Annotated in this window: 10 protein-coding genes; 9 read left to right on the top strand and 1 reads right to left on the bottom strand. The window is 46.5% G+C overall.

Features of this window, described 5'->3' with window-relative positions; all coding sequences use genetic code 11:
* The first annotated feature begins 27 nt into the window (after window positions 1–27).
* From ONT18_RS13850 to ftsZ, 9 genes are all read left to right on the top strand, one after another.
* Window positions 28–1,491 (top strand): UDP-N-acetylmuramoyl-L-alanyl-D-glutamate--2,6-diaminopimelate ligase, encoded by a 1,464-nt coding sequence (locus ONT18_RS13850; RefSeq protein ID WP_118067294.1) that lies wholly within the window; start codon window positions 28–30, stop codon window positions 1,489–1,491.
* Window positions 1,492–1,515: 24 nt separating this feature from the next.
* Window positions 1,516–2,784: a phospho-N-acetylmuramoyl-pentapeptide-transferase gene (gene mraY / locus ONT18_RS13845; protein WP_117692957.1), complete on the top strand. Its 1,269-nt coding sequence runs from the start codon at window positions 1,516–1,518 to the stop codon at window positions 2,782–2,784.
* Between the two features lie 43 nt (window positions 2,785–2,827).
* On the top strand, window positions 2,828–4,165 hold the full coding sequence (murD, locus tag ONT18_RS13840) for a UDP-N-acetylmuramoyl-L-alanine--D-glutamate ligase (RefSeq protein ID WP_264906217.1): 1,338 nt from the start codon (window positions 2,828–2,830) through the stop codon (window positions 4,163–4,165).
* Window positions 4,166–4,203: 38 nt separating this feature from the next.
* Window positions 4,204–5,481, top strand: coding sequence for an FtsW/RodA/SpoVE family cell cycle protein (locus tag ONT18_RS13835; protein WP_006847637.1), 1,278 nt, complete (start codon window positions 4,204–4,206; stop codon window positions 5,479–5,481).
* Window positions 5,482–5,572: 91 nt separating this feature from the next.
* Window positions 5,573–6,679, top strand: coding sequence for an undecaprenyldiphospho-muramoylpentapeptide beta-N-acetylglucosaminyltransferase (gene murG / locus ONT18_RS13830; RefSeq protein ID WP_022121279.1), 1,107 nt, complete (start codon window positions 5,573–5,575; stop codon window positions 6,677–6,679).
* The gene (gene murC / locus ONT18_RS13825) at window positions 6,679–8,055 is read left to right on the top strand and encodes a UDP-N-acetylmuramate--L-alanine ligase (protein WP_006847639.1); all 1,377 of its coding nucleotides are present in this window, start codon (window positions 6,679–6,681) and stop codon (window positions 8,053–8,055) included. Before murG ends, murC begins: the two co-directional genes overlap by 1 nt.
* A complete protein-coding gene (locus ONT18_RS13820) occupies window positions 8,056–8,850 on the top strand; it encodes a cell division protein FtsQ (RefSeq protein WP_153085234.1) in 795 nt (264 codons plus the stop codon).
* A gap of 39 nt (window positions 8,851–8,889) precedes the next feature.
* On the top strand, window positions 8,890–10,335 hold the full coding sequence (ftsA, locus tag ONT18_RS13815; protein ID WP_117692951.1) for a cell division protein FtsA: 1,446 nt from the start codon (window positions 8,890–8,892) through the stop codon (window positions 10,333–10,335).
* An 89-nt stretch (window positions 10,336–10,424) separates the two neighbouring features.
* Entirely contained in the window at window positions 10,425–11,756 is a 1,332-nt protein-coding gene (ftsZ, locus tag ONT18_RS13810; protein ID WP_117692949.1) for a cell division protein FtsZ, read from the top strand.
* 63 nt (window positions 11,757–11,819) lie between these two features.
* On the opposite strand, the gene recO is transcribed toward ftsZ, so the two are convergent.
* Window positions 11,820–12,545, bottom strand: coding sequence for a DNA repair protein RecO (gene recO / locus ONT18_RS13805; protein ID WP_118190180.1), 726 nt, complete (start codon window positions 12,543–12,545; stop codon window positions 11,820–11,822).
* Window positions 12,546–12,573 lie beyond the last annotated feature (28 nt).

Raw genomic sequence — 12,573 nt, 5'->3', positions numbered from 1 at the left:
ATATAGAATATAAAACAGAAACAGGATATGAAGTTACAAGAATTACTCAAAAACATCGAGCCGGTTCAGATAATCGGCGATGCTGATGTAGAGGTTACGGGAGTAAACATCGACTCTCGCAAGATTAAGGAAGGTCATCTCTTCGTTGCCATGAAGGGAACGCAGGTTGACGGTCACAAGTTTATTCCAAAGGCATTGGAACTGGGCGCAAAGTCGGTTTTGTGCGAAGACATGCCTGAAGAGAAAGTTGAGGGCGTAACTTACATTCAGGTCGCTTCGACCGAGGATGCTGTCGGCAAGGTAGCAACCCTCTTCTACGGCGACCCTTCAAGAAAGCTCAAACTGGTAGGCGTAACAGGTACCAATGGTAAGACCACCATTGCCACCTTATTATATAATATGTTCCGCAAGTTCGGCCATAAGTGTGGCTTGCTCTCTACCGTCTGCAACTACATTGAGGACGAGGCTATCCCTGCAGACCATACCACCCCAGACCCTATCGAGCTGAACATGCTCCTGGGCAAGATGGTAGAGGCAGGCTGCGAGTATGCCTTCATGGAGTGCTCTTCTCACGCCATCGCACAGAAGCGTATCGGAGGTCTACAGTTTGCCGGAGGCTTGTTCACCAACCTGACCCGCGACCATCTCGATTATCACAAGACATTCGAGAACTACCGTAACGCCAAGAAGGCTTTCTTCGACGGACTGCCTAAGACTGCCTTTGCCATTACCAATGCCGACGACAAGAACGGCATGATCATGGTACAGAACACCAAGGCTACCGTGAAAACCTACTCTACCCGCAGCATGGCAGACTTCAGAGCCAGAATCCTGGAGTGTCACTTCGGCGGCATGTATCTGGAGATTGACGGCAGAGAAGTGGGCGTACAGTTCATCGGTAAGTTCAACGTGAGCAACCTGCTCGCCGTATATGGTGCAGCCATTATGCTCGGCAAGAAGCCAGAGGATGTACTCGTAGTGATGAGTACCCTTCACAGCGTAAGCGGAAGACTGGAACCAATCCAGTCACCAGAAGGTTATACCGCCATTGTTGACTATGCCCATACACCAGATGCACTGGAGAACGTATTGAATGCCATCCACGAAGTGCTCGAAGGCAAGGGCGGAGAAGTCATCACCGTTTGCGGTGCCGGTGGCAACCGTGACAAGGGCAAGCGCCCATTGATGGCACAGGAGGCTGTAAAGCAGAGCGATAAGGTAATCATCACCAGCGACAATCCACGCTTCGAAGAGCCACAGGACATCATCAACGACATGCTTGCCGGACTCAATGCCCAGCAGATGAAGAAGGTAATCAGCATCGTAGACCGCAAGGAAGCCATCCGCACAGCCTGCATGCTGGCAAAGAAGGGCGACGTGATTCTCGTAGCCGGTAAGGGACACGAAGATTATCAGGAAATCAAGGGCGTAAAGCACCACTTTGACGATAAGGAGGTGATTCGCGACATCTTCGGAATTTCACAGAAGTAAAATCAATTAAGAAAAGAAAGAAAAATGTTATACTATCTCTTTAGATTTCTGGAGCAGTGGGGCATCACAGGTTCTCACATGTGGGGCTACATCTCATTCCGTGCCCTGCTTGCGCTGATTTTATCATTGGTAATCTCTGCCTGGTTCGGCGAGAAATTCATCAAGTATCTCAAGAGCAAGCAAATTACAGAGACACAGCGCGATGCCAGCATCGACCCGTTCGGTGTCAAGAAGATTGGCGTTCCTTCTATGGGTGGTGTCATCATCATCCTGGCTATCCTCGTACCGGTACTGTTACTCGGACGTTTGCGCAACATCTATCTGATCCTGATGATCATCACCACCGTATGGCTCGGCTTTCTCGGTGGAATGGACGACTTCATCAAGATATTCAAGCGCGACAAGGAGGGATTGAAGGGCAAATATAAGATTATAGGACAGATTGGCATCGGCCTGATCGTGGGACTGGTACTCTGGTCTTCACCTGATGTAAAGATGAACGAGAACCTCGCCATCGAGCAACAGGGACAGGAAACGGTGGTAAAGCATCGTACGGAAGCAAGAAAATCGCTGAAGACTACCATCCCATTCGTCAAGGGACACAACCTCGACTATTCCAGCATCACCAGTTTCTGCGGTAAGTACAAGGTAGCAGCAGGCTGGATTCTCTTCGTCATCATGACCATCTTCGTTGTAACAGCCGTATCAAACGGTGCCAACCTCAACGATGGTATGGACGGAATGTGTGCCGGAAACTCCGCCATCATAGGTGTGGCGCTAGGCATACTTGCGTATGTGTCGTCGCACATCGAGTTTGCCGCCTACCTCAATATCATGTATATTCCTGGTTCTGAGGAACTGGTAGTATTCTTCTGTGCCTTCATCGGAGCCCTCATCGGTTTCCTCTGGTACAACGCCTACCCTGCCCAGGTATTCATGGGCGATACGGGTTCGCTGACCATCGGCGGTATCATCGCAGTAGGTGCCATCATCATCCACAAGGAGCTGATGCTGCCTATCCTCTGCGGTATTTTCTTCGTAGAAAGCCTCAGCGTGATGATGCAGGTTTACTATTACAAGATAGGAAAGCGGAGAGGTGTAAAGCAGCGTATCTTCAAGCGCACACCTATCCACGACAACTTCCGCACACAGGACAGTCAGCTGGATCCTGACTGCAAGTATCTGTGGAAGAAGCCTCGCAACTGCTTCCATGAATCAAAGATTACCATCCGTTTCTGGATTGTAACCATCATTCTGGCAGCATTGACCATCATCACATTGAAGATCAGATAAAATACAGGCTCTTATCAGCCCGACAAGTATAGAGAATAAGACAATGAGCAAAATTGTAATTTTAGGAGCTGGCGAAAGTGGCGCAGGTGCAGCCGTGCTGGCAAAGAAAGAGGGATTCGAGGTCTTTGTTTCAGACATGTCAAAGATCAAGGATAACTACAAGAAGTTGATGGATGACCACAACATCGAATGGGAAGAAGGTCACCATACAGAAGAAAAGATTTTAGATGCAGATGAAGTCATCAAGAGTCCGGGTATTCCTAAGGAAGCACCTATGATACAGAAACTGATGGCTAAGGGTACACCTATCATTAGCGAAATAGAATTTGCGGGCAGATATACTGATGCCAAGATGATCTGTATCACGGGAAGTAACGGTAAGACAACCACTACCTCGCTGATTTACCACATCATCAAGTCGGCTGGCTATGATGTAGGTCTGGCAGGCAACATCGGAAAGAGTCTGGCCCTTCAGGTGGCTGAAACTCCTCATAAGTACTACGTCATCGAGCTGAGCAGTTTCCAACTCGACAATATGTATAAGTTCCGTGCCAATGTGGCCATCCTGCTCAACATCACTCCAGACCATCTGGACCGCTATGAGTTTAAGATGCAGAACTATACCGATGCCAAGATGCGCATCACCCAGAACCAGACAGAAGAAGACAGCTTCATCTTCTGGAACGATGATCCTATCGTTACAAAGGAGCTGGCTAAGTACAACCTCAAGTCACATCTCTGCCCATTCTCTGAGTTCAAGGAGGAGGGTTGTGTTGGCTTTATCGAAGACGGCAAATACAAACTCAACTTCCCTTCAGACTTCGAAATGCCACAGGCAGACATGAGTCTAAGCGGCAAGCATAACATTTATAACAGTCTGGCTGCAGGTCTGGCATGCAACATCGTAGGCATCAACCACGAGACCCTGCACAAAGGCTTGAGCGACTTCCCTGGTGTAGAGCACCGTCTGGAGAAAGTAGGCAAGTTCCAGGGCGTTTACTATGTGAACGATTCAAAGGCTACCAACGTAGATGCCTGCTGGTATGCGCTGGAGAGTATGACCACCCCTACCATCCTCATCATCGGCGGTAAGGATAAGGGAAATGACTATAACCAGATCAAGGACCTGGTAAAGGAGAAATGTGCTGGTATCGTATATCTCGGAGCCGACAACCAGAAGTTGCACGACAACTTTGACGCACTCGGCATCCCTGTACGCGACACTCACAGCATGAAGGATTGCGTGGCAGCCTGCCAGGAATTGGCAAAGCCGGGCGATACCGTACTCCTCAGCCCATGCTGCGCAAGTTTCGACCTCTTCAAGAACATGGAAGATAGAGGCGAGCAGTTTAAGGCGCTGGCAAGAGCTATCGGAGAATAACAGTTTTCAACAAATAGAACAGATAGAACTATAAAGAAATGAATAACAAGAGCATTGGTAATATTTTCAAGGGAGACAAGGTGATCTGGATGGTCTTCTTCTTTCTCTGTATGATAAGCATCGTGGAGGTATATTCTGCCTCCAGCTCCTTGTCGTACAAGACAGGAAACTACATGGCACCTGTCATCCGCCACATTTTGCTCTTGGGAGGCGGTCTGTTCACCATGATTTGCATGCTCAAGGTGAAATGCAAGTACTTCAAGATTGTTACCCCCGTCGTGATGGGCATCTCATTACTGTTGCTCGTCCTGGTCTTGGCTACCGGTCAATCTACCAACGGAGCCTCCCGATGGTTCTCTCTGATGGGCATACAGTTCCAGCCTTCTGAGATAGCGAAGGGAGCGGTAGTACTGGCTGTTGCTCAGATTCTTAGTGCTATGCAAACAACTCAGGGAGCCAACAGGAAGGCATTCAAGTTCATACTTGTAGCAACCGCTCCATTTGTAATTCTCATCGGACTAGAAAACTTATCCACAGCCATGCTCCTCAGTATCACAATCTTAGCCATGATGCTCATCGGACGAGTGCCGATGAACCAGATTGGCAAACTGGTGGGACTGTGCATGATTGTCATCGTCACAGCCTTTGCAGGTATCATGATAGTAGGACAGGACAAGGGCGAAGAGGGCAATAAACCGGAAAATACGCTGACAGAGAAGGTTGAGCAGGAACAGAACAAGCCTAACATGGCAGAAAAGATGTTCCATAGAGCCGACACCTGGAAAGCCCGTATTGACAAGTTTATGAACTCAAAGCCTGTAGCCCCACAGGATGTCGATCTCGACAAAGATGCCCAAGTGGCACATGCCAACATCGCCATCGCCTCTTCCAACATCGTAGGCAAAGGGCCTGGAAACTCAGTAGAAAGAGACTTCCTCTCACAGGCGTTCTCAGACTTCATCTATGCCATCATCATCGAAGAGATGGGTATATGGGGAGCCGCACTGGTTGCATTCCTCTATATCATCCTCCTGTTCAGAGCTGGCAGAATAGCCAACCGGTGTGAGAACAATTTCCCAGCCTTCCTCTGCATGGGACTCGCCATCATGCTGGTTACCCAGGCACTCTTCAACATGGCAGTAGCAGTAGGTTTGGCTCCTGTTACAGGACAGCCACTACCACTCATCAGTAGAGGTGGTACATCTACCATCATCAACTGTCTGTACCTGGGCATCATCCTGAGTATCAGTAGAACAGCCAAGAAGAAAGAGATACCTCAAAATGAGCTCGACGACAGCAAAATGGTGGCTGCCTGACAAGAGTTTTATAAATTAAGGTGAAAAAATGGCAGAAAATGCCGTTAAATCGATATTTTTTTATACCTTTGCGTTATAAACATGAACGGATATGAATAATGAATTAAGAATTATCATAAGCGGAGGCGGCACAGGTGGTCACATCTTCCCTGCCGTATCCATTGCAAATGCCATCAAGGCAAAGCGCCCTGATGCTAAGATTTTGTTTGTAGGTGCACTCGGCAGAATGGAAATGCAGCGTGTACCTGCTGCGGGTTATGAGATCAAGGGCTTGCCTATCTGCGGCTTTGACAGAAAGCATCTGCTCAAGAATATCGCCGTACTCTTCAAGATATGGAAGAGCCAGCACATGGCAAAGAGCATCATCAAAAACTTCAAGCCTATGGCGGCTGTGGGTGTAGGTGGCTATGCTAGCGGTCCAACTCTCAATGTTTGTGCCAGCAAAGGAATACCTTGCCTCATCCAGGAGCAGAATTCATACGCTGGTGTAACCAATAAACTCTTGGCCAAGAAGGCAGAAAAAATCTGTGTGGCTTACGAAGGAATGGAGCGCTTCTTCCCTGCAGACAAGATTATCATGACCGGCAATCCTGTTCGCCAGAATGTATTGGAAACTACCATCACCCAGGAAGAAGCACGCAAGCAGTTCGGTCTCGACCCTGAAAAGAAGACCATCTTGCTCGTAGGTGGCAGCCTTGGCGCAAGAACCATCAACGAGAGTGTACTCCAGCACCTCGACCTAGTGAAAGAAAGCGGCGTACAGTTTATCTGGCAAACAGGTAAATACTATAATGCTGCCATCATGGAGCAACTGAAAGGTCAGGAGCTGCCAATGCTCAAGGTTACTGATTTCATCAGCGACATGGGTGCAGCTTACAAGGCAGCCGACCTGGTTATCAGCCGCGCAGGTGCCAGCAGTATCAGCGAGTTCTGCCTCATCGGCAAACCGGTTATCCTGGTTCCAAGCCCTAATGTAGCAGAAGACCACCAGACCAAGAACGCCATGGCATTAGTCAACAAAGATGCTGCCATCTACGTAAAGGATGCCGATGCACCAGAGGTATTGCTCAAGAAAGCAGTTGACACGGTAAAAGACGAGGCAAAGCTTGCTTCGCTCTGTGAGAATATCAAGAAATTAGGATTAAAGAACTCTGCCGACGTCATCGCCGACGAAGTAATCAAATTAGCAACAAAGTAATGGAAATAAAAGATATTAAAGCAGTTTATTTTGTAGGAGCGGGCGGCATCGGAATGAGCGCCATCGCCAGATACTTCCTCAGCAAGAAGTTGGTTGTAGCCGGATATGACAAGACTCCATCCAATCTAACTCATGAGTTGGAGAAAGAGGGAATGCTTATCCACTATGAGGAGAATGTTGACCTCATACCAGAAGCCTGCAAGGACGCCAAGACAACATTGGTAGTCTACACACCGGCAATTCCTGCTGAACACAAGGAACTGGTTTTCTTCCATGAGAATGGCTTCACCATCGAGAAGCGAGCTCAGGTTCTGGGTACATTAACCCGTACACATAAGGGACTGTGCGTAGCGGGAACACACGGAAAGACATCAACATCTACCATGTGTGCTCACATCATGCACCAAAGCCATATTGACTGTAATGCCTTCCTGGGAGGTATCTCAAAGAACTATGGCACCAACTATATCCTCTCCGACAAGAGCGACTATGTTGTCATTGAAGCAGATGAGTTTGACCGCAGTTTCCACTGGTTGCGCCCATGGATGAGTGTCATCACGGCTACAGACCCAGACCATCTCGACATCTACGGCACCAAGGAGGCTTATCTGGAGAGTTTCCGTCACTATACAGAACTGATCCAACCGGGCGGTGCACTCATCATCCACAAAGGTCTGGAGATGAAGCAACACGTACAAGACGGTGTCAAGATATACGAATACAGCCAGGACGAGGGCGACTTCCACGCTGAGAACATCAAGATAGAGAATGGAGGTATCACCTTTGATTTCATCTCTCCTATCGAGAACGTAACGGGCGTAGAACTCGGACAGCCTGTGCCTATCAACATCACAAATGGTGTGGCAGCAATGGCAATGGCACAGTTGAATGGTTGTACAGCCGATGAACTCCGTAACGGCATGAAGACCTACGGAGGAGTTGACCGCCGTTTCGACTTTAAGATCAAGAACAACAAACTGGTATTCCTGTCTGATTATGCTCATCATCCAAAGGAGATATATCAGAGTGCTAAGAGTATCAGAGAGTTATACAAGGACCGTAAGATAACAGCCATCTTCCAGCCTCACTTGTATACTAGAACCCGCGATTTCTATAAAGATTTCGCCAACAGTTTGAGTCTCTTGGACGAGGTTATCCTCTGCGACATCTATCCAGCTCGCGAGCAGCCTATTCCAGGAGTAACCTCCAAGCTTATCTATGACAATCTGAAACCAGGTGTAGAAAAGAGCATGATTCACAAAGAAGACGTTCTTGACCTGGTAAAGAATCGAGACTTCGATGTTCTAGTTATCTTAGGAGCTGGCGATTTGGACAACTATGTTCCACAAATTACCAAAATACTTGAAGAGAAATAAATGCATATCAATTGGAAGAAAACCATCATCATCGCACTGGATTTAGTACTCGGTACTTATCTGGTATTCGCTTTCACCAGGTTTAACAAACCTGATGAAACGAAGTTGGTATGCACCAAGGTGAACATCAACATCCAAGATGAGATGACGAATGGCTTTCTGAATGCGAAGGAAATCAAGAAACGACTGGAAGCCAGGAAACTCTATCCGCTGGGGGAACCGCTCAAAGAGGTGAACGCCCGCATGATAGAAGAAACCTTGAAGACCAGTCCTTTCGTCAAGACGGCAGAATGTTCAAAGACTCAAGATGGTCTTGTTGACATCTACCTCACCCAACGCATGCCAATCGTCAGAATCAAAAACATCAGCAACGAGGACTATTATATTGATGACCACAATCAGATCATGCCCAACACGAACTATACATGCGACATTATCATCGCAACGGGCTACATCAACAAGTGGTATGCTAAAAAATACATCTCATTACTAAGCAAAGCGCTGATGACGAATGAACTCTGGCGAAACCAGATAGAACAGATCAATGTCCTGCCTGATAGAGGAATAGAACTGGTACCGCGAGTAGGCAACCACATTATATATATAGGTAACCTGCCAGAGACCAACCTCATCGACAAACGAGAGCAAGCCATCAACGATTTCGTCAACAAGAAGATGAATCGATTAGAGAAATTCTATAAGTATGGACTCTCACAAGCTGGCTGGAACAAGTATTCGTATATCAATATCGAATTCGACAACCAGATCATATGTAAAAAGCATCAAAATAGCTAATTAGAAAATAGAAACAGATTAAGATAACATATAAGAACTATGCCAAAGGAATTTATTGTAGCTATCGAACTTGGCTCATCTAAGATGACAGGTATAGCAGGTCAGAAGAATTTGGACGGCAGCATCACCGTACTTGCCACCGTAGAGGAAGATTCATCTTCTTGCATCAGAAAGGGTGTAATCTATAACATTGACAAAACCTGCCAATGCTTGACCAACATCATCAAGAAGTTGAAGAATATACTGAAACAGGATATTACCCAGGTCTATGTAGGCGTGGGCGGTCGCTCTATACGCAGTATCAAGAACGTCATTGTCAAGGATCTCCCAGGTAACACCATCATCTCACAAGAGATGATCAATGAACTGATGGATATCAACCGCAACATGACCTATCCGGACCAGGAAATCCTGGATGCTGCAACTCAGGAATACAAGATAGACAACCAATACCAGATAGACCCTGTAGGAATACAGTGTAACCATTTGGAAGGCATCTTCCTGAATATACTTTGGCGCAAGAACTTCTATAACAATATCAATACCTGTTTTGAAAATGCCAACATTCCTATTGCAGAAATGTACCTGGCTCCTTTAGCTATGGCAGACAGCGTTTTGACAGACTCAGAAAAGCGTGCAGGCTGTATGCTTGTTGACTTGGGTGCCGATACGACAACCGTTTCTGTATATTATAAAGGTATACTTCGTCATCTCTCTGTCATCCCATTAGGCGGCGGCAACGTGACCAAAGACTTAACTTGTCTTCAGATTGAAGAGCCTGATGCTGAAAAGATGAAACTCAAGTATGCCAAGGCTTATACCGATATCAACAATATCGACCCGACCCTGAACTACCCTATTGACAAGGATAGAGTGGTTGAAAGCAAGAAGTTCATCGAAATCGTAGAAGCACGCGTAGAGGAAATCGTAGAAAACGCATGGTTCCAGATTCCGGTGGAATTCTCAGATAAGCTGTTGGGTGGTATCATCCTTACAGGTGGCGGCAGCAACATGCCTGAAATCGATAAGGTTTTCAAGACACATACCCACATCGACAAAGTACGCATTGCCAAGTTTGTTTCTCAAACAGTCAACTCCAAGGATCCTAAGATTACCAATCACGATGGTACAATGAACACCGTATTGGGACTCCTGGCAAAGGGAGACATGAACTGTGCAGGTGATGAAATCGGCACTGATCTCTTCAGCAATTCTGCAGAAAAGCCAGTAGCAACAGAGCAGCACAAGGCTCCTAGAAACCCTAACGAGACTGCCGGCAAGGGCGTTGTACTAACTGCGGCAGAAAAAGCGGCTGCTGACGAGGCTGCCCGCAAGCAAAAAGAACTGGAAGAAGCTGAGGCAAGACTTCTGGCAGAAAAAGAAGCCGAAGAAGAAGAAAAAAGACGCAAAGAAAACAGTCTCATCCATAAAATGATGAGAGGTTTCAAGAAGTTTGTGAAAGATACCATTTCTGAAGAAGAATAAGATGCCAAAGACCAGGCTATCAGAAAACAGATTTCACAACAGGTTAAATAAAAAATCAGATAGATAAACCCTATAAAGATTATACGACTATGCTAGATAATGGAAACGCTCCTCATATTCTTGACTTTGGGGAACCTGAAAAAGAAAATAGCATCATCAAGGTGATTGGTGTTGGTGGTGGCGGTGGAAATGCCGTCAACCACATGTACCGCGAAGGTATACACGATGTAACATTCGTACTCTGCAACACAGACAATCAGGCACTTAACGACTCACCTGTGCCTGTACACCTGCAGCTAGGCAAGGAAGGTCTGGGTGCAGGAAACAAACCTGCAAAGGCACGCCAGGCTGCCGAAGAGACTCTTGAAGATATCAAGAACATGCTCAACGATGGAACAAAAATGGCATTCATCACAGCGGGTATGGGTGGCGGTACCGGTACAGGTGCAGCACCTGTCATCGCCAGAGTTAGTAAGGAGTTAGGTATTCTTACCGTTGGTATCGTAACCATCCCATTCCGTTTTGAAGGTCCTAAGAAGATTGACCAGGCATTGGATGGTGTAGAGGAAATGTCGAAGCATGTAGATGCCTTACTGGTAATCAACAATGAACGTCTTCGCCAGATTTATCCAGACCTTGCCGTTCTCGATGCCTTCGGCAAAGCTGACGACACCTTGAGTGTAGCTGCCAAGAGTATCGCTGAAATCATTACCGTACATGGTCTCATCAACCTCGACTTCAATGATGTGAAGACCGTACTGAAAGATGGCGGTGTGGCTATCATGAGTACAGGTTACGGTGAGGGAGAAGGAAGAGTAAAGAAAGCGATAGAAGATGCCTTGAACTCACCACTCCTTAACGATAATGACGTATTCAACTCTAAGAAGATTCTGCTCAGCATCGCATTTGCAAGCGAGAAGAAAGATAATCCTGGCTTGACCATGGACGAGATGAATGATGTCAACGACTTTATGGAGAAATTCGGTGACGATTTCGAATTGAAATGGGGTCTCGCCATTGACCCTGAATTGGGAAGCCGCGTAAAGGTAACCGTTCTCGCAACAGGTTTCGGACTCGAGGATGTAGAGGGAATGAACCGCCACCTCAAGAAACATACTGAGGAAGAATCTCGCCGTCTCGCTGAAGAAGAGGAGAAACGTGCTGAAAGAGAAGACCGCCGCAAGCGCTATTATGGCAGCGATGGCAATACGACACAGTATAAGCGTCATCCACACATATTCCTGTTCCGTCAGGAAGATTTGGATAACGAGGATGTCATCCTTCAGGTAGAAAACACGCCTACCTATAAGCGTACCCGACAGACTCTGGAAGAAATCCGTAATATAGCTTCCGGTAATACAGAACCGAAAGAAGACAATAATGATGATGCTACAGTACAGGGCGTTATCAGTTTTGCCTAAACAGAGGACATAGCCAACGTCTGTTTCCCGTTTACATCAAGCAAACGAGGAAATCTGAAAAGACTAAGCAAACAGTTCCTGAAGAACAGCAAAACTCTTCATTTCCGGGAAATCTGGCAAATGAAGTTTATAATACTCCAGTATCACCTCTACACACCTGTTTCGTTCCATACGAGACATTGTGTAGAGGTGCATTGTTTTATAGTCTAAACGGAACAAAGACACAAGCCGCATAGAATCTTCCTTATTTAAATAATGTACATGCGAAGGAACATGAGCTGCAAAACATCCATCTACCAAATCAAAATAATCGCCAGACATACCACTCTCTATATTGGGCATAAAACCCAAATGAAAAGAGAGCTGAATCATAAAGACTATATGGAAATTGGCAATAGCACCTTTAGCATGGTCTAACCATTCGATACTGTCCTGTATGAAAAGATAGAGCGCACCATTAGCCTGCTCATGACGGGTAGCATATGAAAGCAGTTCTGCCAAGAACATGGAAATGCCAAGTTTGTATGGAGAAAAAGGGATATCAGAGAATGGAATCTGAATCGAAACATCCCTAAGGCGCTGCAGATTTGACTTGGGACGATAATCAAATTCTAAATTCAAGACCATGAGCGGTTGGAAAAGCTGCCGTTTCATCTTCCCCTTAGATGACTTAGGCACACGTACCATAAAGGAGAGTCTTCCCAACTTTTCGGTGAAGAAATCCACGATAAGTTGAGAGTCCCCATACTTGATGGTTTGCAATACGATAGCACTAGTTTTTATCTCCATTTTGCCTAATATTAGTGAAAAACAGGGC

It is taken from the genome of Segatella copri (assembly GCF_026015295.1).
Classification (GTDB): Bacteria; Bacteroidota; Bacteroidia; order Bacteroidales; family Bacteroidaceae; genus Prevotella; species Prevotella copri_C.
This window is presented reverse-complemented; position numbering and strand designations above follow the sequence as displayed.